This window comes from Flavobacteriales bacterium (genome assembly GCA_020635795.1).
GTDB lineage: Bacteria > Bacteroidota > Bacteroidia > Flavobacteriales_E > Vicingaceae > Vicingus.
In genome coordinates this window covers 87,122-110,355 of sequence record JACJZD010000003.1, presented here as the reverse complement: position 1 = coordinate 110,355, position 23,234 = coordinate 87,122, and the positions used below count along the sequence as shown (strand labels likewise).

Annotated in this window: 20 protein-coding genes and 1 riboswitch; of the genes, 11 read left to right on the top strand and 9 right to left on the bottom strand. The window is 34.5% G+C overall.

All coding sequences use genetic code 11. From position 1 onward, the window contains the following. Positions 1-8 precede the first annotated feature (8 nt). The 11 genes from H6589_09615 to H6589_09565 all read left to right on the top strand — a co-directional run bounded on the left by H6589_09615 (position 9) and on the right by H6589_09565 (position 10,322). The gene (locus H6589_09615; protein ID MCB9174853.1) at positions 9-1,229 is read left to right on the top strand and encodes a choice-of-anchor J domain-containing protein; all 1,221 of its coding nucleotides are present in this window, start codon (positions 9-11) and stop codon (positions 1,227-1,229) included. 37 nt (positions 1,230-1,266) lie between these two features. Continuing rightward, the gene (locus H6589_09610; protein MCB9174852.1) at positions 1,267-2,625 is read left to right on the top strand and encodes a T9SS type A sorting domain-containing protein; all 1,359 of its coding nucleotides are present in this window, start codon (positions 1,267-1,269) and stop codon (positions 2,623-2,625) included. A gap of 94 nt (positions 2,626-2,719) precedes the next feature. Then, a complete protein-coding gene (acs, locus tag H6589_09605; GenBank protein ID MCB9174851.1) occupies positions 2,720-4,612 on the top strand; it encodes an acetate--CoA ligase in 1,893 nt (630 codons plus the stop codon). Next, positions 4,587-5,123, top strand: coding sequence for an ATP-binding protein (locus H6589_09600; GenBank protein MCB9174850.1), 537 nt, complete (start codon positions 4,587-4,589; stop codon positions 5,121-5,123). The genes acs and H6589_09600 overlap by 26 nt, the downstream gene beginning before the upstream one ends. A gap of 99 nt (positions 5,124-5,222) precedes the next feature. Further along, positions 5,223-5,340: riboswitch (TPP riboswitch) on the top strand. Between the two features lie 51 nt (positions 5,341-5,391). Then, on the top strand, positions 5,392-7,833 hold the full coding sequence (locus H6589_09595) for a TonB-dependent receptor (protein ID MCB9174849.1): 2,442 nt from the start codon (positions 5,392-5,394) through the stop codon (positions 7,831-7,833). Between the two features lie 107 nt (positions 7,834-7,940). Next, entirely contained in the window at positions 7,941-8,366 is a 426-nt protein-coding gene (locus H6589_09590; protein MCB9174848.1) for a DUF1801 domain-containing protein, read from the top strand. Beyond that, positions 8,366-8,527, top strand: a complete 162-nt coding sequence (locus H6589_09585; GenBank protein MCB9174847.1) for a hypothetical protein — start codon at positions 8,366-8,368, stop codon at positions 8,525-8,527. The genes H6589_09590 and H6589_09585 overlap by 1 nt, the downstream gene beginning before the upstream one ends. A 174-nt stretch (positions 8,528-8,701) precedes the next feature. After that, positions 8,702-9,127, top strand: a complete 426-nt coding sequence (locus H6589_09580) for a DUF1801 domain-containing protein (GenBank protein MCB9174846.1) — start codon at positions 8,702-8,704, stop codon at positions 9,125-9,127. A gap of 11 nt (positions 9,128-9,138) precedes the next feature. Continuing rightward, positions 9,139-9,591 carry a hypothetical protein gene (locus H6589_09575; GenBank protein MCB9174845.1) on the top strand — a complete coding sequence of 151 codons (453 nt, stop codon included), beginning with the start codon at positions 9,139-9,141 and terminating at the stop codon, positions 9,589-9,591. Beyond that, on the top strand, positions 9,588-9,956 hold the full coding sequence (locus H6589_09570) for a group III truncated hemoglobin (protein ID MCB9174844.1): 369 nt from the start codon (positions 9,588-9,590) through the stop codon (positions 9,954-9,956). The genes H6589_09575 and H6589_09570 overlap by 4 nt, the downstream gene beginning before the upstream one ends. Positions 9,957-10,166: 210 nt before the next feature. Continuing rightward, positions 10,167-10,322 (top strand): hypothetical protein, encoded by a 156-nt coding sequence (locus tag H6589_09565; GenBank protein ID MCB9174843.1) that lies wholly within the window; start codon positions 10,167-10,169, stop codon positions 10,320-10,322. Positions 10,323-10,409: 87 nt separating this feature from the next. On the opposite strand, the gene infB is transcribed toward H6589_09565, so the two are convergent. From infB to H6589_09520, 9 genes are all read right to left on the bottom strand, one after another. Then, the gene (infB, locus tag H6589_09560; protein ID MCB9174842.1) at positions 10,410-13,052 is read right to left on the bottom strand and encodes a translation initiation factor IF-2; all 2,643 of its coding nucleotides are present in this window, start codon (positions 13,050-13,052) and stop codon (positions 10,410-10,412) included. Positions 13,053-13,152: 100 nt separating this feature from the next. Next, positions 13,153-14,391, bottom strand: a complete 1,239-nt coding sequence (gene nusA, locus H6589_09555; GenBank protein ID MCB9174841.1) for a transcription termination/antitermination protein NusA — start codon at positions 14,389-14,391, stop codon at positions 13,153-13,155. An 8-nt stretch (positions 14,392-14,399) separates the two neighbouring features. Next, on the bottom strand, positions 14,400-14,867 hold the full coding sequence (rimP, locus tag H6589_09550) for a ribosome assembly cofactor RimP (protein MCB9174840.1): 468 nt from the start codon (positions 14,865-14,867) through the stop codon (positions 14,400-14,402). Positions 14,868-14,969: 102 nt separating this feature from the next. After that, positions 14,970-15,419, bottom strand: a complete 450-nt coding sequence (locus H6589_09545; protein MCB9174839.1) for a 50S ribosomal protein L9 — start codon at positions 15,417-15,419, stop codon at positions 14,970-14,972. A 19-nt stretch (positions 15,420-15,438) separates the two neighbouring features. Continuing rightward, positions 15,439-15,708, bottom strand: a complete 270-nt coding sequence (locus H6589_09540) for a 30S ribosomal protein S18 (GenBank protein ID MCB9174838.1) — start codon at positions 15,706-15,708, stop codon at positions 15,439-15,441. A gap of 25 nt (positions 15,709-15,733) precedes the next feature. After that, on the bottom strand, positions 15,734-16,075 hold the full coding sequence (locus H6589_09535; protein MCB9174837.1) for a 30S ribosomal protein S6: 342 nt from the start codon (positions 16,073-16,075) through the stop codon (positions 15,734-15,736). Positions 16,076-16,203: 128 nt separating this feature from the next. After that, positions 16,204-17,259 carry a PorP/SprF family type IX secretion system membrane protein gene (locus H6589_09530; GenBank protein ID MCB9174836.1) on the bottom strand — a complete coding sequence of 352 codons (1,056 nt, stop codon included), beginning with the start codon at positions 17,257-17,259 and terminating at the stop codon, positions 16,204-16,206. A gap of 76 nt (positions 17,260-17,335) precedes the next feature. Continuing rightward, on the bottom strand, positions 17,336-19,324 hold the full coding sequence (locus H6589_09525; protein MCB9174835.1) for an OmpA family protein: 1,989 nt from the start codon (positions 19,322-19,324) through the stop codon (positions 17,336-17,338). 10 nt (positions 19,325-19,334) lie between these two features. Beyond that, complete coding sequence (locus H6589_09520; protein MCB9174834.1) at positions 19,335-22,907, bottom strand: gliding motility-associated C-terminal domain-containing protein; 3,573 nt, start codon at positions 22,905-22,907, stop codon at positions 19,335-19,337. Positions 22,908-23,234: the final 327 nt, after the last annotated feature.

The following is a 23,234-nucleotide window of genomic DNA, read 5'->3' as shown; positions in this document are numbered from 1 at the left end:
AAGAAAGCATGAAAAAATTAATATATACTTTAATATTGAGTGTCTTTGCAACAATGGCATTCGTTTCTTGTACTAAAGAATTTGATGACCCAACTGTTAAAACTATTCCAACTGGAACGGTTATGACCATTGCTGAAGTTCGTGCCCTACACGTACCTGGACAAGAAGTAAAAATAACACAAGATATCTCAGTTTATGGCGTCGTTACTGCTGATGAAACTTCAGGTAATTTGTACAAAGAATCTTACATTCAAGATGAGACTGGTGCGCTATATTTAAGATTTACATCATCTACTGGTTTGTATGTTGGAGATTCGATTAGAGTAAACATTAATGGGGCTAAAATTTTAAAATACAACCAAATGTTGCAAGTAGATTCGTTACATGCCGACAACAGTGTATTCAAAATAAAAACTCAACAATTTAGAACTCCGCAAGTAGTTACAATAAGCGATTTATTAGCTGACATTGAAGGTTTTCAAGGTAAACTAATTCAACTTGATAATGTTAGATTTGTTGAACGTAACCAAAGTTTAACTTATGCTGATGGAGTAAATAAAGTAAGTACAAGCCGATTTTTAGAAGACTTAAGTGCAAATCAAATTGAAGTTAGAACGAGTGGTTATGCTAATTTTGCAAACGATACTTTACCTGCAGGAAGTGGTACGTTTGTAGGAATTTCTGCTCAATACAACACAGGTATTCAACTGTTAATTAGAAACACCAACGAGGTTGACTTATATGGAGCAATTCCAGTTGAAATTATCAAAAATTTTGATGATTTAAGTTTAACAAGTGGGGGCTGGTCAACACAATATCCTATTGTTAATAATACTTGGACAGTTTCAACCTTTAGTGGAAACTCATATGCCTATATTACTAACGGAAGCACTAAAAAAGTTGGCGAATCATGGTTAATATCTCCTTCTTTTGATTTTAGCACATCATCAGCTCCTCAATTCAACTTTAAAACAGCCACTTTTGCAGCTAATTCAGCGTTAAAAGTGATGATTTCAACTGATTATGTATCAGGTCTTCCTTCAACTGGAACATGGACCGATATCACTTCTTCTTTTGCTTATTCAACAGGCAGTTGGGCATGGGTTAGTTCAGGGAATTTTAACTTAAATGCATATAAACAAGCAAATGTGCATATTGCATTTAAATTTATAGGAACAGCTGCTTCTTGGGATACTTGGGAAGTTGACAACGTTAAAATAATTAAATAAAATAATTAATTTTATATAAACTTTAAAACTAAAAACTATGAAAAAAATCTACAACTTATTTTTAGGGCTAATGATTGTTGGAACTGCTGCCAATGCGCAAGTGGTTTTTCAAAGTAATCTTAGTTCATGGTCGGGCGGCTTACCTACCGACTGGATGGGATCATCGACAAGTATAACAGCTGCGAATGTTACTGAAGTAACAGCAGAAATGTACGGAACAAGTGCCGCAAAATTAAAAAACACTGCTGGATCAAGTTCTCACAAAAGATTTTCTACAAAAACTGTTAATGTTGACTTGAGTGGAACTTACGAAATTAAAATGTGGGTAAAAGCAAGTGCGGGTCAGTTAAGAACAAATTATTATAATCCTGGTTCTAACGGTTATGGAACATATAACAGCTATATTGACTTAGCAACTGCATCAGCTGGTCAATTGGTTATGTTAACACAAACTGTTACTGTTTCAGGGACTACTGATAGTGCTCAATTTATTTTATCGATACATAGTACAGATGGTATTAATGATATTATTGTTGATTCTGTTGTTATTACTAATACAGCACCTCCTGTAGCGACTCCTTATACCATTAATCAAATACAATTTACTACAACGCCTCCTTACGATTCTCCTCACAATACAGAATATGTTCAAACTAGTGGTGTGGTTACTGCTGTTCAATACAATGGTTATTATTTACAAGATGGTAATGGCCCTTGGAATGGTGTATTTGTTTTAGATTTTACTAACATTCCATCTTTAGGAGATGTTGTAACAATTACTGGTACTGTTGACGAATATTTTAACTATACAACCATTAAAAACATTATTAATTACAACGCGGTAGCTGGTGGTACTATTCCAACTCCTCAATCGTTAACAACTTTTGGAGCAAACGATGAACAATACGAAGGTGTTTTAGTAAAAGTTATGAATGCTACTTGTAATGCAGATACTGCTACGAACGGCTTTGGAGAATGGACCATTAATGATGGTTCAGGTGATTTAAGAGTAGACAACAAAATGTATACTTATGCTCCAACAATTTCAACTGCATACAATGTTACTGGTGTTATGGATTATTCTTTCAGTATCTTTAAATTGTTACCAAGAAATGCTGGTGATGTTTCTGTTGCTACTTCTATAGATGAAATTAACGACATCAAAGTATCAGTTTACCCAAATCCAGTTCAAAACCAAATCAATTTTGAATTAAGTACTTCAAACTACGCTGTAAGAATTATTGACATTACAGGTAAAACAATTAGCAATACTACTTCAATTGCTAATAAATTAAAAGTAAATACTAGCTCATTAAACAATGGAATATATTTCTACACTATTTTAAATGATAATGGTAATGTAATTACCACTAACAAATTTATTGTAGCAAAATAAGTTTTAGTTTTCATAAGTGTTTGTTTAAAGAAGCTGCAAAATTTTGCAGCTTCTTTTTTTATAAAATGTTTACCTTTAAAACAAAAAAAACAGCATGTCATTACAAATAAAAACATTCGAAGAATATCAAAATCAATACAATAAAAGCATCAACTCACCTGAACAATTCTGGGATGATATTGCCAAGATTTTTAATTGGAAAAAAGATTGGGATAAAACCCTAGAATGGAACTTTAATGAGCCTGATATAAAGTGGTTTATTAATGGAAAACTAAATATCACAGAAAACTGTTTAGACAGACATGTAGAAAAAACACCCAACAAAAAAGCAATTATTTGGGAACCAAACAACCCAAACGAAAATGCGATAACCTTAACCTATAAAGAACTGTACGAAAAAGTTTGTCAGTTTGCCAATGTGCTAAAAAACAATGGTGCAAAAAAAGGAGACCGAATATGTCTTTATATGCCCATGGTTCCCGAATTGGCTATTGCAACGTTAGCTTGTGCGCGTATTGGTGCCATTCATTCTGTGGTTTTCGCTGGTTTTTCGGCTAAAGCTTTAGCAGATAGAATAAATGATGCCACATGTAACATTGTCATTACTTCTGATGAATCGTATCGTGGAGATAAAATTATTCCCATAAAAAGTATTGTTGATGAGGCTTTGGAACAAACAAAGTCAGTAAATAAAGCTATTGTGTTACAACGCACTGGAAACCAGGTTAAAATGAAACCAACCAGAGATGTTTGGTGGCACAAAGAAATAGAAAAAGCTGCTACAACTTGTGAAGCTGAAGAAATGGATGCTGAAGATGTTTTATTTATTCTCTACACCTCAGGATCAACTGGACAACCAAAAGGTATTGTCCACACCACAGGAGGTTATATGGTTTATACCGCTTATAGTTTCCAAAATGTATTTCAATATCAAGAAAACGACATTTATTGGTGTACAGCAGATATTGGCTGGATAACTGGTCATTCGTACATTGTTTACGGTCCTTTGTTGTCTGGAGCTACAACAGTAATGTTTGAAGGAGTGCCTACTTTTCCAGATGCTGGTAGGTTTTGGGAAATTGTAGACAAACATCAAGTAAATATTTTTTATACAGCCCCAACAGCCATTAGAGCATTAGAAGCTTGCGACATTTCTTTTGTAAACAACCATAAATTATCATCATTAAAAGTATTGGGTAGTGTTGGAGAACCTATCAATGTTGAAGCTTGGGAATGGTATCATAAAAACATTGGTAAAGGAAAAATCCCTATTGTAGATACGTGGTGGCAAACAGAAACTGGTGGAATAATGATATCGCCACTAGCAAATATAACTCCGTTAAAACCAGCTTATGCCACTCTACCACTCCCAGGAATAAATCCATGTTTAGTTGATGCTGATGGAAATGAATTAGTTGGAAACAACATTGAAGGTAACTTGTGTATAAAATTCCCATGGCCATCCATGTTACGGACTATTTACAAAGATCATGAACGTTGTAAACAAACTTATTTTTCTACCTATAAAGGAAAATATTTTACTGGCGATGGTTGTAAAAAAGACGAAAATGGAATGTACAGAATAACAGGGAGAGTAGATGATGTCATCAATGTCTCTGGACACAGAATGGGAACTGCCGAAGTTGAAAATGCACTCAATGAGCATCCGAATGTTGTTGAGTCAGCAGTAGTTGGATTTCCTCACAACATTAAAGGACAAGGAATTTATGCTTATGTAATTTGTACTAAAGAGGTTAACGAGACAGAAATTAGAACTGAACTTTTAGCACAAGTAACCAAAGAAATTGGACCAATTGCTAAACCCGACAAAATTCAAGTGGTAAAAGGCTTACCAAAAACTAGGTCAGGTAAAATTATGCGACGAATTTTGCGAAAAATAGCCGAAGGTGACACTTCAAATTTAGGTGACACCTCTACTTTACTTGACCCATCTGTAGTTGATGATATTAAGAAGGGGGCATTGTAGTGTAATGATTAAAATAGTTATAACAGGTCCTGAGTCGACTGGAAAATCAACGCTTGCAGCAAGTTTAGCCAAACACTACAATGTAGCTTGGGTAAAGGAATATGCTCGAGAATACTTAGAAAACATCAAGCAACCTTATGAGTTGAATGATGTGTTAGAAATGGCTAAAATTCAGTTTGAAAAAGAACAAGAAGCTACAAAAAACACATCCACCATTTTATTTCTTGATACAGATTTAACCGTTTTTAAAGTCTGGATAAAAGAAAAATACAACACAGCAATAGATTGGATTGAAAACGAAGTAAAGCAATCATCAGATAAAATTTTCTTCATTTGCGATATCGATATTCCTTGGCAGGAAGACCCATTAAGAGAACATCCAAATTTAGAAGACCGAAAACGAATTTTTAATCGGTACATCCAAATAATGGAAGAAAATCATTTTAATTACCACATCATTAGTGGAAATGAAACAACTCGATTAAAAAAATGCATAGAAATTATCGGTTAACGTCTTTGCGGGCTTGACCCGCAATCTAACATGTTGACCTAATCAAATAAAAGATTCCGCATCAAGTGCGGAATGACGTTTTATTTATATACTTTTGCACCATCTCATTGGGGTGCCTTACTTTTCAGGCTGAGATTATACCCATTTTTTCTAAGCAATTAGAAAAATAAACCTGATCCAGATAATGCTGGCGTAGGTAGGATAAAAAACAATTAAAAAAAGTTAAACATCAAATGTTTAGCCCCAGGCGTTTGTCAAAAAAAATTATATGAAAAAAATTATTTTTTTGGCGACCGTACTATTTACATCGTTAAATAGTTTCGCCCAATTTTCCGTTTACGGAACAATTCAAGATTCATTGTCGAACCCCGTTGTTGGTGCAACCATAAAAATTATGGACACTTACAAAGGAACAGCTTCCGACAACAATGGAAATTACAAAATCAACGGCATTAAAACACCTTCCTTTCTGTTGGAAATTAGTTTTATTGGTTATGAAACTCAACAAATTTCTATCGATAATTTAACTGCCGACAGAGAGTTAAACATCATTTTAAAAGAAGCTCAACTAACACTAGACGAATTAGTAGTTTCTGCAACCAGGGTTAAAGAAAATTCGCCCATTGCACACACCAACATCAACTATCAAGACATTGAAAAAAACAATTTAGGTCAGGACATTCCTTTTTTGCTGCAAAATTCTGTTTCAATGGTTTCTACCAGCGATGCTGGAGCGGGAGTTGGATACACGGGTTTTCGCTTAAGAGGCTCTGATGCTACTCGTATAAATGTAACCGTTAACGGCATTCCAATTAACGATGCCGAATCGCAAGGAACGTATTGGGTAAACATGCCCGATTTTGCTTCGAGCACTGAAAACATTCAAATTCAACGAGGTGTTGGCGCATCAACCAATGGTGGTGCATCATTTGGAGGAACGGTAAACTTGCAGACTACCACACTTAAAGAAAAATCATATGGAGAAATAGCTACTTCCTATGGTTCGTTCAACACCCAAAAATATACTGCAAAAATGGGAACAGGTTTAATCAATAACCATTGGGCTTTTGATGCTCGTGCTTCATACATCAAATCTGATGGGTATATAGATAGAGCTACTTCCGACTTAAAAAGCTATTACTTATCGGGAGGTTATTACAGTAAAAAATCATCGTTAAAACTGATTTATTTTGCAGGTAAAGAAGTTACTTACCAATCGTGGTGGGGAACTCCAGAAAGTAGAATTACTGGCAACAAAACAGACATGGAAACCCATGCCTCAAACAATGGATTAGACTCTGTTCAAACCTACAATTTATTGAATTCGGGTAGAACTTACAACTACTATCAATACAGTAATGAGGTTGATAATTACGGACAAGACCACGCACAATTGTTGTTTACTCATCAATTCAATAATCACTTTTCGGCAAACGTTAACTTGCATTATACTTATGGTAGAGGATATTACGAACAATACCGAAAAGACGATGCTTTTGCAAATTATGGTTTAAACGATTTGATGTTGAATTCTGACACCATTACTTCAACCGATTTAATTAGAAGACGTTGGTTAGACAACCATTTTTATGGTACAACCTATAGTTTAAATTATAAAAATGCTAACCTATCGGTTATATTGGGTGGTGGTTACAACAATTACGATGGTCGCCATTTTGGAGAACTAATTTGGATGCGTTTTGCAAACAATACGGGTAAAGGATATCGTTATTACGACAACGATGCCAACAAAAAAGATTTTAATTCGTTTTTAAAAGTGGATTATTTAGTGGGTGAAAAACTTACTTTATTTGCTGATTTGCAAGTTAGAACCATTGATTATTCAACCAAAGGGAAAGACAACAATTTAACGATGATTAACATCGATACCAATTTTGTGTTTGTTAATCCGAAAGGTGGGTTGAATTACCAAATCAATACAAAAATTAGAGCTTATGCCTCGGTAAGCATTGGAAACAGAGAACCTGTACGTACCGACTTTATTGATAACCCAGCTGACAAACAACCGAAACACGAAACCATGATAGATTACGAAGGTGGTGTTGAAGCAAAATTTAAGAAAGTTTTGTTGCAAGGAAACTTCTATTACATGGATTACCAAAACCAATTGATACTTACTGGTGAGTTAAACGATGTGGGCTCTTCTATCAGAACCAATGTGGACAGAAGTTACCGCACAGGTATTGAGTTGATAGGTAGCTTTTTGATAAGCAAAAAAGTGATGATGAATTTAAACACCACCATTTCGCAAAACAAAATTGACAATTTTACTGAAGTACTTTACGATTATACCAACGGTTATGATGTGGTGGAGAACAAGTACACCAATACCGATATTGCATTTTCTCCAAATGTAATTGTAGCTGCAGGTGTGGAATACAAACCAGTAAAAGCATTGAGCTTATTGCTACAAACCAAATACGTAGGTAAACAATTTTTAGACAATACCAGCAATGCCAAAAGAGCTTTAGATGTTTACCAAACGGTTGACGGACGATTGAGCTATAGTATTTACCCAAAAAAGATGAGAGAAATTTCGTTTAATTTATTGGTAAACAACTTGTTTAATACACTCTATAGCAGCAATGGCTATACGTATAGCTACATGTACGATGGTTTAATTACAGAAAACTTTTATTACCCACAAGCAGGAACCAACTTCTTGATGGGCTTAACATTTAAATTTTAGTTTTAGTGTGTTTAATTTTGATAGGTTAAACTTTAAAACGCTCCTTTTTAAGGAGCGTTTTTGTTTGTTCATTTTTCTTATTTTTGAGTTAAATCATTTTAACTTTTATGGCAGAAATTAAAACACAAAAAAATAACGAAAGTGTTAACGCTTTTATTGATAAAGTTGAACACGTTGGTAGGCGTAACGATGCTTTAGAAATTTTAGAAATGATGATAACCATTACCAAAGAAAAACCAAAAATGTGGGGAACCAGTATTATTGGTTTTGGCGATGTTCGGTATAAATATGCTAGTGGTCGTGAGGGTGATTGGTTTAAAGTAGGATTTTCACCACGTAAGGCAAATATATCATTGTATTTAATGGGCTGCGACATTTCCAAAGCCGACAGCATACTAAGTAGATTGGGTAAGTATAAAACAGGAAAAGGTTGTTTATACATTAACAAATTAAGTGATGTGGACACTGATGTTTTAGAAGAGCTAATTAAAGAAGGTTTTGAAAATGGTCACATTGGCACAGAACAACATTAATGAAAAAAAGTAAAGAGAAATTAGAAAAACTCGTTGAAACTCGTGATTCGAAATCAGGATTAATATTTGATTATTTTATACAGGCATTAATACTACTTTCTTTAGTGACATTTTCTATCGAAACCTTGCCAAACAATTCAGTAAAACCAAGAAACTCTTGATTTTATTGAATTAATATGTGTTACTATCTTTACAATAGAATATTTAATCAGGATTATCATTTCAAGAAAAAATTAAAATTTATTTTAGACTTATTTATAACTATTCATTAGTTAAAATGATTTATGTTAGAAAAATCATACATAATATATACAAAACTTAACAAAATAATAAATATGGCAGAACTTAAAACAAAAAAGAACCAGGCAAGCGTTGAAGCATTTATTAATTTAGTTGAACACGAAGGCAAACGAAAAGACGCTTTTGAAATACTGGAAATGATGGCAACCATTACCAACGAAGAACCTAAAATGTGGGGGACCAGTATTATTGGTTTTGGCGATGTACGTTATAAATATGCTAGTGGTCGTGAGGGTGATTGGTTTAAAGTAGGTTTTTCGCCACGTAAAGCAAACGTTTCTTTGTATTTAATGGGTTGCGATATTTCTAAAGCTGATAGTATTTTAAGCCGATTAGGAAAATACAAAACAGGCAAAGGTTGTTTGTACATCAACAAATTAGCCGATATTGATAAAAATGTGCTGAAAGAACTGATTAAAGAAGCTTATGAAAATGGGCATATTGGAACCGAACAGCATTAAATAAAACAACCATGAAAACAACTTTTGGCTTCATTTTACTTTTAACTCTTTGTTTTTGTACATCAAAAACCAAAACCATTAACGAATTGGAATGGTTAGTAGGTACTAGAAGCATGGAACAAAACGGGCAAGTTATTTACGAAACTTGGAACAAAACCAACGACCAATTATTATCTGGAAAAAGCTTTTTTGTTGAAAATAGCGACACCACCATCTTAGAAACCATAGAAATAAAAATAATTGATAACGAAACCTTTTATTGTCCTGCAGTAGTTAACCAAAACGATGGTGAAGCGGTATTGTTCAAATTAACCTCAACTGACCCAACTCAATTGGTTTTTGAAAATGCACAACACGATTTCCCCAATAAAATATGCTACAACCAAGAAGGAAAAAACATTAATGCTTGGATTGAAGGTGGCGACAAAAAAATTCCGTTTTACATGAAAGCCCTTGAACATTGAGAGATATTGAAACCAAAGAAGATTTAGCTTGTTTAATGGAAGCCTTTTACAGTAAAATGCTAAAAGACGAGATTGTGGGCTACATTTTTACTGATGTGGCAAAACTTGATTTAAAAAAGCACCTTCCATCGTTAACCAATTTTTGGGAAAACATGTTGCTAAATGCCAACGGATACAAAAAAGATGTAATGGGCATTCACCTAAACTTAAACAAACAAGAGAATCTAAAATCAGAACATTTTGAACGTTGGTTATTGTTGTTGTCAGAAACCGTAAATGAGCAATTTTATGGCGAAACAGCTAACAAAATGCTTAAAAATGCTCAAAATATTGCCAAAATGATGCAAATTAAGCTGAAAATGTGATTTTTCAGTTTGTAATTCTGAGTGCTTATTTTTCAATAAATTTCGATTATTTAGAAAAATAAAACGAAGAATGTATTTCAACAATGAAGATTCTTCACTTCATTTTAACTATTGCTGAAGCAATAATAAAATTTTGTTCTGAATGACACCACCTCAAAATACCACTTTTAAGGTATTGTTTAGAATGATTCTAAATAGTACTTTTGGTGTATGAAAATTATTAGCAACCATACACCTATTGTAATTGACCCTTTTTCGAAAGTTGCTATTGAACTTAAAAAGAAAAAGAAAGATAAAAAGTGTTGCGAAAAATTTAAAAAGAAAAAAGGAAAATTCTGCAAAGAATGTCCTTGCAATTGGGCATAATCCAAATTCAAGTTTTAGTTAATTTTATAAAAAGAAGAAGCCCCGCAAATTGCGGGGCTTCTTACTATTTTAGTTCTGCAAAGCTTATTACAGTTTTTGTTTTACTTCAACCATTTCGTAAGCCTCAATAATATCGTTTTCTTTAATATCGTTGTAATTAGCAATATTTAAACCACACTCGTAACCTTTAGCTACTTCTTTAACATCGTCTTTAAAACGTTTTAACGAGCCTAGTTCGCCAGAATAAACAACAATACCTTCTCTAATTAAACGTATTTTATTTTTTCGTTCAATTTTACCATCCAACACCATACAACCAGCAATACTTCCCACTTTAGAAATTTTGAATACTTCTCTAATTTCAACGGTTGCAACAATTTTTTCTACAAATTTAGAAGCCAACATGCCTTCCATAGCGTCTTTAACCTCGTTAATTGCATCGTAAATGATAGAATACAATCTAATATCAATTTGCTCACTTTCGGCTAGTTTACGTGCACTTTGAGATGGACGAACTTGGAAACCAATAATAATAGCTTCAGAAGCTGCCGCTAACATTACGTCAGACTCACTAATTTGTCCTACAGATTTAAGAATTACATTAACTTGTACTTGGTCGGTTGATAATTTTTGTAACGAATCAGACAATGCTTCGATAGAACCATCCACGTCACCTTTAATAATTACATTAAGCTCTTTAAAGTCGCCAATTGCAAGTCTTCTTCCAATCTCATCAAGGGTAATGTGTTTGTGCGTACGAACACCTTGTTCTCTTTGTAATTGCAACCTTCTTTCAGCAATAACACGAGCTTCTTTTTCGTCATCCATAACGTGGAATTTATCACCAGCGTTAGGTGCACCATTTAAACCTAAAATAGAAGCAGGACTGGCAGGACCAGCCTCTTTAATATTTTGTCCACGTTCGTTAAACATGGCTTTAATCTTACCGCTATAACAACCCGCTAAAATAGCATCGCCAATTTTCATTGTTCCAGTTTGAACAAGAACTGTCGATACATATCCTCTACCTTTATCTAATTCAGATTCAATTACAGTACCAACAGCATTTCTATTTGGATTAGCTTTTAAATCAAGCATTTCAGCTTCTAAAATAACTTTTTCTAACAAATCCTCTACCCCTTTTCCTAGTTTAGCAGAAATTTCTTGAGACTGGTACTTACCACCCCATTCTTCAACCAAAATATTCATTTGAGATAATTCTTCACGAACTTTATCAGGATTTGCACCTGGCTTATCAATTTTATTGATTGCAAAAATTAATGGAACACCAGCAGCTTGAGCGTGATTAATTGCCTCTTTGGTTTGAGGCATTACAGCATCATCGGCAGCAATTACAATAATTACTACATCGGTTACTTGAGCACCTCTGGCACGCATTGCGGTAAACGCCTCATGACCTGGTGTATCCAAGAAAGTAACTTTTTTACCGTTTTTCAATTCTACCGAATATGCACCAATATGTTGGGTGATACCTCCAGCCTCACCAGCAATAACATTTGCTTTACGGATGTAATCCAGTAAAGATGTTTTACCGTGATCTACGTGACCCATTACGGTAACAATTGGCGAACGTTCTACTAAATCTTTTTCATCATCAACAACATCTAATAACGATTCGCTTTCTTCTGTAGCAGAAACAAATTCTACTTTAAAACCGTACTCTTCTGCTATTATTGATAACGTTTCAGCATCTAATCGTTGATTGATAGATACGAACATTCCTAAACTCATACAAGCTCCAATAATGTCGTTAACACTAACATCCATCATTTTTGCCATTTCACTTGCTGTAACAAACTCTGTTACTTTAAGTGTTTTCTTTTCTTCTGCTTGGATTTCAGCATCTATCATGCTTTGTTCACTAACAGCCTGACGTTTATCTCTTCTATGTTTAGAAGATTTACTTTTACTACCACCGCCAGTTAGTTTAGCAAGTGTTTCTTTTATTTGATCTTGTATTTGTTGTTCGGTTAATTCAGCTTTACGCTCAACTTTTCCTCCTGCAGCACCTTTATTATGCCCTCCCTTATTAAATGTTGGTTTAGGTGTATTTGCTAAATCAACTTTACGAGTTATACGTTTTCTTTTCTTCTTATTATCATCGCCCGCTTTATCGGTAGGATTGTTTTGAGCAGGAGTTTTCTTCTCGAATTTTTTCTCAACAGGCAATTCTATTTTACCTAAAACCTTAGGAGCAGATAACTTCTCATATTTAGTTTCAATCTCCTCTCTTTGAGTTGATTTTGGTTCTTCTTTTACTGGTTCAACAGCTGGTTTCTGAACTTCAGGCTCAGGAGTTACAATAGGCTCATCTTTTGCTTTGGCCTTTTTATCAGGACGAGTTCTAAGGTTAAGAGCAGCTAAATCAATTTTACCAACAACCTTTAATTCATCCTCTTTTGGAGCAGGAGGTGCAACAGGTTCTACTGGTTTTTCTTCAACTTTTTCTTCTTTCTTTACATCGTGTCCCTCTAAAACTATGGTTTCTTTTTGTGTGCCAATAGAAACTTTTTTAGACTCTTCTTTTACACTTTTTTCAGATTGAAACTCACTTACCAAAACTTGATAGGTAGCCCCATCAATTTTTGAGTTTGGATTGTTTTCAATCTGAACACCTTTTGATGCAAGAAATTCAACCAATGTGTTTATACCTACGTTAAACTCTCTGGCTACTTTACTTAATCGTTTTACTGTTGCTCCGTCAGACATATTTTACTACTCTTTATTTTAAATATCAAGTTACCTTGTTTGGAGAAATTCTCCTTTTTATATCTAAGCTAAAGAGGATGCCTCCTTAGCTTAGTTGTGATTACTGTTCAAACTCAGCTCTTAAGATGCTCATCACATCTTCAACTGTTTCAATTTCTAAATCGGTTCTTTTAACCAATTCTTCTACCGAAAGTTCTAATACACTTTTTGCTGAATCACATCCTACTGATTTTAATTCTGCAATTACCCATGGTTCGATTTCGTCAGAGAATTCATCTAATGCTACATCATCTGCATCATCCTCCATATCTCTATAAACATCAATTTCGAAACCAACTAGTTTTCCAGCCAATTTAATATTGTGACCACCTTTACCAATTGCTAAAGAAACTTGGTCTGGTTTTAAGAAAACCTCAGCTCTGTTAGTCTCTCTATCTAATTTAATAGCTGTAATTTTTGCTGGGCTCAATGCTCTTTGAATGTACAATTCAATATTGCTGGTATAGTTAATTACGTCAATGTTTTCATTACGTAATTCTCTAACTATACCGTGTATTCTAGCACCTTTCATACCAACACAAGCTCCAACTGGATCTATTCTATCATCATAAGATTCAACCGCAACTTTTGCTCTTTCTCCTGGTTCTCTAACAATGTTTTTAATGGTAATTAAACCGTCGTATATTTCAGGAACTTCTAATTCGAACAATCTTTCTAAGAACAATGGTGAAGTTCTAGACAAGATAATCAATGGTTTATTATTTTTCATTTCAACACGAACAACAACAGCTCTTACAGTATCTCCCTTCTTAAATCTATCGCTATTAATTTGTTCGTTTTTAGGTAAAATCAATTCATTATCCTGATCATCTAAAATAAGAATTTCTCTTTTCCAAACTTGATAAACTTCACCTGTAATTAATTCACCAACTCTATCTTTATATTGTTTGTAGATGTTATCTTTTTCAAGTTCAAGTACTTTCGACATTAAATTTTGACGAAGTGATAATACTGCTCTTCTACCAAAATCTTCCATTTTTACTTCTTCCGAAACTTCTTCACCTATTTCGAAATCGGGCTCAATTTTAATCGCGTCAGAATAAGCAATCTCTTTGTTTTCATCTTCTACCTCACCATCAGGAACTATCTCACGGTTTCTCCAAATCTCTAAATCACCTTTATCTACGTTAACGATAAAGTCGAAATTTGAATCGTCTCCAAATCTTCTTTTTATTGTGCTTCTGAAAACACTTTCTAAAATACTCATAAGAGTAGCTCTGTCGATATCTTTGAATTCTTTAAATTCCTGAAACGAGTCTATTAAGCTTAAACTTTCCATATCAAATTTTATTTAAACGATATAATTATTGTTGTTTCTTTTATGTTTGTAAAGGGTATTATTTCTTCAACTATTTTTTTTAATTTTTTCTTTTTTCCTTCAATTTTCTCGGTTAAAGTGTAGGTCAACTTTATTTCACTTTCATTAACTTCTTCAAGGTTTCCTTCCACTTTTTTATCATCAAGCAGCACAATTTTTATATCTCTACCAATATTTTTCTGGTATTGCTGAAAAACACGTAATGGCTTATCCAACCCTGGCGATGATACATGTAACTCAAAGTCTTCTGCTTCTCTATCCAAATTATGTTCAATCTGACGACTAAAATCTATACAATCACTAATCGACAATCCGTTTGGACTATCAAGTTCTAACTGAATATTATTACCAGGTTTAACATCAAGATAAACTACAAAGCAGTTCTTTTCAACCAATCTGTCGGCAATCAATTCTTGTATTTGAGCGTTTGTAATCATTAATTTTTGTCATAAAAAGAGGGGACGTTTGTCCCCTCTTTTATCAAATCCTTATGTTTCGTGCCACAAATATACAAATTAATTTGTAAGTGGCAAAAAATATTATTTGTCTTCTACTACATCAAATTTGAAGCTAACCTCTACATCTTTGTGTAGTCTAGCGTCAGCTTCGTAAGAACCTAAAGCTTTAATTGCTTCACCTTTAATTTTAATGTATTTTTTATCGATTGTTAACCCTAATTTTTCAATAGCTTCAGCTAATTGAATGGTGTTAACAGAACCAAAGATTTTACCATTTTCTCCAGCTTTTGCTCCAACTGCAATTTTTGCAGTTTTTAATGCTTCAGCAGTTTTTAATGCTTCGTCTTTTACTTTTTTATCTTTTACAGCTCTTTGTTTCAAGTTTTCTTCATGAACTTTAAGTGCTGATTTGGTAGCTAAATTTGCTAAACCTCTTGGAATTAAAAAATTTCTTCCGTAACCATCTTTTACTGTTACGATCTCATCTTTAAATCCTAAGTTTTCGATATTATCTTTTAATATAATTTTCATCTTAAATGCCTCCTATTAATTATTTTAACATATCTGCCACATAAGGCATTAAAGCAATGTGTCTAGCTCTTTTAATTGCTTGACCAACTTTTCTTTGATATTTTAAAGAAGTACCAGTTATTCTTCTTGGCAATAACTTTCCTTGTTCATTAACAAACGACAACAAAAATTTTTCATCTTTGTAATCGATGTATTTAATTTTATTTTTTTTGAATCTACAATATTTTTCTTTTTGTAACTCAATGTTTGGAGGGGTAAGATATCTTACGTCTGATGTATTTTCTGACATGATTTTAAAATTTTAAAGTTTTTACTTAAGCTTTAGCTGCTTTTCTTTTAGGACGAGATTCTGCAAATGCAATTGCATGCTTATCCATTGAAACGGTTAAAAATCGCATTACTTTTTCATCTCTTTTAAGATCTAATTCAAGTTTTGCAATAAATTCACCATCAACTTCATACTCAAACAAGTGGTAAAAACCAGTTGATTTTTTTTGAATTGGGTAAGCTAATTTTCTTAGTCCCCAATCATCTTCATGTAGTAGTTTCGCACCACCATCTTTTAGCGTTTGTTTAAATTTTACAACTGCTTCCTTTACCTGCTCGGCAGATAAAACGGGAGTTAAAATGAAAACAGTTTCATAACGTTTAGTCATTTCCAATTTATTTAATTAATTATTACTTTTTTTAAAAGGACGGCAAAGATAGGAATTTTATCTTATTATCAAACACTTAAAGAATGATTTTTGAAACCCTATATAAAATAAAAACTTACCGATTGTTTTTATCTAAACCTTGCATTGTTTTTACTTCCTGCAAATGGGCTAGGATAAACATACCTTAAAGCAACCTCAAATGCCCCAAAACTCTTAGAAGCACTACTCAAGTCAGAAGTATTTAAATCATAACTTACTCCTATGGTATAGTTAGCAATTTCTACAAAAGAAGTAATTACAAATGCATCTTTTAAACGATATTGACCGCCCAAACCAATTGAGCCACCTTTCATGTTTCCAGTATATTTTGATGCTTCTTTAAATTTGTAAGCAAAATTTGCTCCAACCATCACCTCATTTAAACTTCCTTGATGAAGATAAACCACTGATGGCATAAAGGACATCGGTGAATTTGGCACACCTATAATTCCATTGAAATGACCAATCCATCTGTAATACAAAGGGTCATCAACGATGGCATTGTATTCTGTTTTTGGATTGTTAATGTGCTGAATAGATACCCCTGTAATTAACATAATATGGTCATTACCTTTCATGTAACGCTCTCCTTTTCTATACGTCCAGTTTATACCTGATGAAAAATCAATTGCTTTTACAGAAGTTAAATCAACGCTTTCGCCAGATGCAATTTGATTGTCATATTTCAATCCATCATACTGTGAACCCCATGTTAGATTTGACATATTAATTGACCGTTGAAAATATCCACCTTGAAACCCTGCCCCCAAAGTATTTTCAGCATTCAAATACACATGATATGCAAGAGCTAAATTAGCTTGAGTTTGATTCATTTTTGAATCGCCTGCTTTATCATTAAACACGTGTATTCCACCTGCAAAATAACCAGTTTTAGACTTTTTAAAATTCATATCATAACCCGCCATCATGGTTACAAATGGTTCTGTAACACTTCCCCATTGGGTACGATAATTTAAAATAGCCCTAATATCATATTCTGAACCTGCATTAGCTGGATTCAACTCTAAAGGAGTAAAATAGTTTTGAGAGAAATGGATATCTTGAGCCGAACAATTAGGTACTAAAAGTTCAAAGTTCAGTATAAGAACTACAGCTACGGTTAAAAATTTGGTTACTTTTTTCATATTATTTTAGTTGTTAGTTATTGGTTATTAGTGATTTGGTTAACCCTGACTTCCATCTTCGGTCTTCCAACTTCATCTAATTTCCAATAATTTTAAATTCGGTTCTACGGTTTTGTTGATGTGCTTCTTCTTTTTCCTCTTCAGTAGCTAGCTTGTTAATTTCTGCGTCAGTTATTAGTAATTGTCTTTTTCCATATCCTTTTGCTATCAACCTGCTTTTATCTATGTTTTTTGCCACTAAATAATCTACACAAGATTGTGCTCTTTCTTGCGACAATTTATCATTATAACCATCACTCCCTCTTGAATCGGTATGTGCAGAAATTTCAATTTTTATTTTTGGATTTCCATCTAACAACTCTATAACTTTATTTAATTCATTTGATGAAGAAGCCGTAAGTGTTGCTTTGTTATAGTCGTAAAAAATATTTTTCAAGACCACTTTTTTTCCCACCTCTAACTTATCCAACCCAATATCTTTTACAACCTCTTTGAAAGCGGCGTCTTTAGCTATGTTAAAGTTTTCGGAGTAAAACAAGTATCCTGGAGCCTTAACACTAATTCCATAATTAACACCAGCAGGCAACGAAACCATATATTTTCCAGTAGTAGAATTAGATTCAAACGTTCCAATCAATTTTCCATTATCATTATCATATATTTCGATAGTTGCTTGTAATGGTGCTCCAGTTTTTTTATCGGTAATAGCACCTTTAAGTAAGGTTAATTTTGGCTTATTTAACTCATCCAAAAAGGCAACTTTATACACGTCTCTTTTACCTTTTCCTTCAGCTTTTATAGATGTATAATACCCATAATCACCACTAGCAGTTAATACAAAACAAACATCATCATCTGAGGTATTTACAGGAAACCCTAAATTTTGTGGAGTACTCCATTTTCCTTTTTCATAAGTACTTTTAAATACATCATATCCTCCCATCGAATTATGTCCTTTCGAACTAAAATACAATGTTTTTCCATCTGGATGAAGAAATACCGCATCCTCATCCTCTTTAGTATTAATTACTGCTCCTAAATTTTCTGCATTTACCCAAACGCCTTTTGCATCTTTTGTTGCTTTATAAATATCTTTACCACCTTTGCCACCTTCTCTATTACTCACAAAATAAATAGTATTTCCATCAAAAGAATAACAAGCTGAAGTTTCTTGGTTTTTTGAATTAATCGGTTCAGGCAACTCAACAGGATCTGTCCATTTTTCACCTTTCTTTTCCGAATAATAAATATTTCCGATTCCCTTTTTGTTATCACGATACAAGAATAGCTTTTGACCATCTAATGAGAGTCCAACCGTAGCATCATGGAATTCGCTATTTACAGGAGCTCCAATATTCACTGCACTAGTCCATTTTCCACCCTCTTTTTTTGAGTAATAAATATCTTCATAATAATCACCTAAACCTGAATCCATTAGACCACCTGTAGTATTTGGTCTACGCGACGTGAAAAATATTTCTGATTCATCAGCAGTAATAATAGGAACATATTCTTCATATTCAGTATTAATAGTACTTTCTAACGATTCGATTTTAACATTAACTGGTAGCTTTATTAATTTTTTTCCTGAAGCACATTCAGCATTTTTTTTATCCACCATACTACTTAAATCGGGTTGGATTTTACTACCATTTGTTTTTGCTATTTTATAATACTTTATTGCTTCATCAAATTCATTATTTAAATGGTGAGCTTTACCCAATAAGTAGATATAAAAACCATCCATTTTGCTGTCTAATTGATAAGCTTTTTTTAAATGACCCAATGCTTCTGATCTATCAGAAGAGTTCAAATAACAATCTCCAATTTTTGCATTTAACTCTGCATTATTTGGATTAAACTTATTCGCTGAAATATAAGATTCCAAGGCTTTTCCATACATGAATTTATAATAATTCATATCCCCAGCTTGAATATTCTTCAATGCTTCTTTTAGTTCAGTTGGTTTCGACTTAAAGTTTGCTTTAGAAAATTCTGTATTTGTTTGTCCAAACCCCAAACAATAAACTCCAATAAAAAATACTAATATTCCAATTCTTTTCATTCTAAATATTCTACTTAATTAACGATACATTACCTTTTAGCTTAACTTCTTCTCCATTCAGCAAGACTGCATCAAGCTTATAAACAAATACAGCCGTATTTAAAGCTGTTCCTTTAAATGTTCCATCCCAACAATCATTTACATCAATTGATTGGTAAACTACTTCTCCCCATCTTGAAAAAACTTTAAAATCCATCGATTCAATACAGTTATTATAAACCGACAAACAATCATTAACTCCATCAGAATTTGGAGAAAATGCAGATGGAACAAATAATTCCCCGCAAATAATGTCAACATTTACAATAACACATGTTGTATCTACGCAACCATTAACAGTTGTACTTGCACAATAAACTGTTGTAACCTCTGGTGAAGCAATGGTTACTGGACAAGCCGTACAACTCAATCCTTCAGATGGTGTCCAAGTATACGAAGAAGCACCACTAGCAGTTAATTCAATAGAATTTCCTTGTATAATTGTTGTACTAATTGCAGGCGTAACAACTACGTTAGGATTTTGAATAACATTTACAGTGTAAGATGTAGAATCAGAACAAGAACCTGTACTAGCAATTACCCAATAAGTAATAGTATCACTAGGTGTACTAGAAATAGAAGTAGTATTTGCACCTGTACTCCAAGTATAAGAACTACCTCCACTAGCAGTTAATGAAGCTGTTTGACCAAAACATATACTTGAAGTTCCTGTTATTACAGCTACAGGAGGAGCAGATACAGTTATTGTCATTGTCGTCGTGGTTGCACATTGCCCTGCAGTTGGGGTAAATGTATAAGTTGTTGTTGTTGTATTATCTAATGCCGGACTCCATGTTCCTGACACCCCATTTATAGAGGTTGTTGGCAACGGAGATAATGCATCCCCACTACATATTGGCGATACTGCTGTAAATGTTGGTGTTGTTGGCGTTGTTACTGTTATTGTTAGAGTTGTGGTAGTAGCACATACACCTGTAGTTGGTGTAAATGTATACGTGGTGGTAGTCGTATTATCTAATGCTGGACTCCAAGTTCCAGTTATCCCATTGGTGGAAGTTGTTGGCAACGGAGACAATGCATCCCCACTACATATTGGTGATACCGATGTAAACGTTGGAGTAACATTTGGATTTACTGTTATAGTCAATGTAGTTGTCGTTGCACATTGACCAGCTGTTGGAGTAAACGTGTAGGTTGTTGTTGTTGTGTTATTTAACGCTGGGCTCCAAGTTCCTGTTATCCCATTATTAGAAGTTGTTGGTAAAGCAGTTAATGTTGCTCCACTACATATTGTTGAAACTGCCGTAAATGTTGGAGTTGCTGGCGTAGAATTTACAGTGATTGTTAATGTGGTGGTCGTTGCACATTGACCTGCTGTTGGTGTAAACGTATAGGTTGTTGTTGTTGTGTTATCCAATGCTGGGCTCCATGTTCCAGTTATCCCATTCGTAGAAGTTGTTGGTAACGGAGCTAAAACATCCCCTATACATATTGGCGCAACTGCTGTAAATGTTGGGGTTGTTGGTGATGTATTTACCGTTATGGTTAATGTTGTTGTTGTTGCACATTGACCAGCTGTTGGAGTAAATGTATACGTGGTGGTAGTGGTACTGTCTAATGCAGGACTCCATGTTCCAGTTATTCCATTGGTAGAAGTTGTTGGCAACGGAGCTAAAGCATCACCTATACATATTGGCGCAACTGCAGTAAATGTTGGAGTTGCTGGCGTAGAGTTTACAGAAATAGTTAATGTTGTTGTTGTCGCACATTGACCAGCTGTTGGAGTAAATGTGTAGGTTGTTGTTGTTGTGTTATCCAAAGCTGGGCTCCAAGTTCCAGTTATTCCATTGGTAGAAGTTGTTGGTAACGGAGACAATGCATCGCCAGTACAAATTGGTGCAACAGCTGCAAAAGTGGGTGTAACATTTGGATTTACTGTTATACTCAATGTGGTGGTTGTCGCACATTGACCAGCTGTTGGAGTAAATGTGTAGGTTGTTGTTGTTGTGTTATCCAAAGCTGGACTCCACGTTCCAGTTATTCCATTGGTAGAGGTTGTTGGTAACGGAGACAATGCATCGCCAGTACAAATTGGTGCAACAGCTGCAAAAGTGGGTGTAACATTTGGATTTACTGTTATACTCAATGTGGTGGTTGTCGCACATTGTCCTGCTGTTGGAGTAAACGTGTAGGTTGTTGTTGTCGTATTATCCAATGCTGGACTCCATGTTCCCGTTATCCCATTATTAGATGTAGTTGGCAAGGCTGATAATGAACCTCCACTACATATTGGTGATACCGCTGTAAATGTTGGTGTAACATTTGGATTTACTGTTATACTCAATGTGGTGGTTGTCGCACATTGTCCTGCTGTTGGAGTAAACGTGTAGGTTGTTGTTGTCGTATTATCCAATGCTGGACTCCATGTTCCCGTTATCCCATTATTAGATATAGTTGGCAAGGCTGACAATGAACCTCCACTACATATTGGTGATACCGCTGTAAATGTTGGAGTAACATTTGGATTTACTGTTATACTCAATGTAGTGGTTGTCGCACATTGACCAGCTGTTGGAGTAAACGTGTAGGTTGTTGTTGTCGTATTATCCAATGCTGGACTCCATGTTCCAGTTATCCCATTATTGGATGTAGTTGGCAAGGCTGATAATGAACCTCCACTACATATTGGTGATACCGCGGTGAATGTAGGAGTAACATTTGGATTTACTGTTATACTCAATGTGGTGGTTGTCGCACACTGACCTGCTGTTGGAGTAAACGTGTAGGTTGTTGTTGTTGTATTATTTAAAGCTGGCGACCATGTACCCGTTATCCCATTATTGGATGTAGTTGGCAAGGCTGATAATGAACCTCCACTACATATTGGTGATACCGCTGTAAACGTTGGGGTAGTACTTGGTGTAACTGTAACTGTAACAGACACTCTAGTAGCACTTACACATGACCCATCCGAATTACTTACTGTTTGAATATAATAAGTCGTTGTCGTTGCCGGAGAAACTGAAAGAGGAGTAGTTCCTAAATTAGTACCTCCTGTTGCAGCTGTCCATACCTGATAAGAAACACCCGAACTAGGTCCACTTGCAGTAATTGAAGAAGATTGACCTGCACAAATAGTAGAAGGTGTTGCTGTCACAGTTGTTGCTTCTAACGGTGGAACACATGCGGTTTTAGTACAAACATAACCCACCGTTGGTGTAATTGCAGTACGAGAAATAGTAAGCGTATTAGATCCTGGAGTTCCTGCCCAAGCATTGAATGATGGATCAGATGCTGTAGTTGGACCAGCCGCAGCTGTTGGGGTGAATGATGTAGGAGGACACCCTGTTAAAGGAGTGTCTCCTGTTGGATCAGTTTTAATGACATGATAATCATAATTTGTACCTCCAGCTGTCATCGACATTGAAATGTAGCCATTATCAGATGTCTTACCTCCACGAGGTAAGATAGAAATTAAATTAAAATCGTAACGTTTAGCAAAAACATTAGTGGTTGCTGTTGGATTAACTCTATGTATTGAATTTGAAAAAACAAAGCCAGTTGGTTGAATATACATAGCCATAGTAGTTAAGTCTGTGCTTCCATTTACTTCATATATTTGAGAAACATCTACTACCGAAGCTAACCCTGGGTAAGTAAATAAGCGGCTAAATGTTTGAGAAAAACCACCAGCTCCGACGTACTTTTGAATTAATTCTTTGCCATTGTCATATCCTCCCATAATTAAATCCCCAGCACTTGTCGTGTTAACCGCACCAAAATATTTACTATTTTGTGATGGTGATGAATCTGGATTGTCAACTTGTTTATGGTAAGTAATTACGCCAGCAGTTGTGGTTTTTAAAATTATAGCATCTGTAGGGGTAGCATCATCACCATCAGAATTTGT

Coding starts and splice junctions, on each gene's coding strand:
- H6589_09615 (MCB9174853.1), top strand. CDS start 9: ATGAAAAAATTAATATATACTTTAATATTGAGTGTCTTTGCAACAATG.
- H6589_09610 (MCB9174852.1), top strand. CDS start 1,267: ATGAAAAAAATCTACAACTTATTTTTAGGGCTAATGATTGTTGGAACT.
- acs (MCB9174851.1), top strand. CDS start 2,720: ATGTCATTACAAATAAAAACATTCGAAGAATATCAAAATCAATACAAT.
- H6589_09600 (MCB9174850.1), top strand. CDS start 4,587: ATGATATTAAGAAGGGGGCATTGTAGTGTAATGATTAAAATAGTTATA.
- H6589_09595 (MCB9174849.1), top strand. CDS start 5,392: ATGAAAAAAATTATTTTTTTGGCGACCGTACTATTTACATCGTTAAAT.
- H6589_09590 (MCB9174848.1), top strand. CDS start 7,941: ATGGCAGAAATTAAAACACAAAAAAATAACGAAAGTGTTAACGCTTTT.
- H6589_09585 (MCB9174847.1), top strand. CDS start 8,366: ATGAAAAAAAGTAAAGAGAAATTAGAAAAACTCGTTGAAACTCGTGAT.
- H6589_09580 (MCB9174846.1), top strand. CDS start 8,702: ATGGCAGAACTTAAAACAAAAAAGAACCAGGCAAGCGTTGAAGCATTT.
- H6589_09575 (MCB9174845.1), top strand. CDS start 9,139: ATGAAAACAACTTTTGGCTTCATTTTACTTTTAACTCTTTGTTTTTGT.
- H6589_09565 (MCB9174843.1), top strand. CDS start 10,167: ATGAAAATTATTAGCAACCATACACCTATTGTAATTGACCCTTTTTCG.
- infB (MCB9174842.1), bottom strand. CDS start 13,052: ATGTCTGACGGAGCAACAGTAAAACGATTAAGTAAAGTAGCCAGAGAG.
- nusA (MCB9174841.1), bottom strand. CDS start 14,391: ATGGAAAGTTTAAGCTTAATAGACTCGTTTCAGGAATTTAAAGAATTC.
- rimP (MCB9174840.1), bottom strand. CDS start 14,867: ATGATTACAAACGCTCAAATACAAGAATTGATTGCCGACAGATTGGTT.
- H6589_09545 (MCB9174839.1), bottom strand. CDS start 15,419: ATGAAAATTATATTAAAAGATAATATCGAAAACTTAGGATTTAAAGAT.
- H6589_09540 (MCB9174838.1), bottom strand. CDS start 15,708: ATGTCAGAAAATACATCAGACGTAAGATATCTTACCCCTCCAAACATT.
- H6589_09535 (MCB9174837.1), bottom strand. CDS start 16,075: ATGACTAAACGTTATGAAACTGTTTTCATTTTAACTCCCGTTTTATCT.
- H6589_09530 (MCB9174836.1), bottom strand. CDS start 17,259: ATGAAAAAAGTAACCAAATTTTTAACCGTAGCTGTAGTTCTTATACTG.
- H6589_09525 (MCB9174835.1), bottom strand. CDS start 19,324: ATGAAAAGAATTGGAATATTAGTATTTTTTATTGGAGTTTATTGTTTG.
- H6589_09520 (MCB9174834.1), bottom strand. CDS start 22,907: ATGGCTATGTATATTCAACCAACTGGCTTTGTTTTTTCAAATTCAATA.